The sequence below is a fragment of the Streptomyces alkaliphilus genome (genome assembly GCF_014141535.1).
GTDB classification, from domain to species: domain Bacteria; phylum Actinomycetota; class Actinomycetes; order Streptomycetales; family Streptomycetaceae; genus Streptomyces; species Streptomyces alkaliphilus.
Window position 1 is genome coordinate 1 of the sequence record NZ_VKHT01001701.1, and the last position, 496, is coordinate 496.

Annotated in this window: 1 pseudogene; it reads right to left on the bottom strand. The window is 79.2% G+C overall.

From position 1 onward, the window contains the following. Positions 1–496 (bottom strand): annotated as a pseudogene (locus FNQ90_RS26400) (hypothetical protein); the annotation flags it as partial.

Genomic DNA, 496 nt, shown 5'->3' on the forward strand with positions numbered 1-496 from the left:
GCGGGCCGGGGGCTCCTCGCCCCCGGCGGCCCCGGTGGCCTCCGCGGGCGGGGCGAGCAGGGCCACCGCCTGCGGGTGACCGGCCTCGGCCGCCGCCACCATCCGGCGCGCCCCCTCCTCCCGTTCGCCGCGCAGCAGGTGGTGCACGGCCAACGCGAGCAGGGCCTGCGGATCGCCGCCATCGGCTGCGGGCCGCAACAGGTCGGGGACGGCGGGGTCGTCCCGGCCGGCCATCTGCAGCAGCATCCCCAGAGCGGTCGCCGCCCGTTCGTCACCCAGTTCCACCGCGCGGCGCAGCCAGCGCTCACCGGCGTCGAGGTCCCCCTCGGCGCCCAACATGATGCCGAAGGAACGGATCATCGCCGGGTCCCGGCTCCCGGCGAGGGCGGCCTCGAACCGGTCCCGGCCCACCACCTCGATCAGCCGCTCCACCGGACGGGGGAGCGCGAGGGGGGCCCCGCCGTCGGCTCCCGCCCCGAACCCCGCGCCGGCGTCC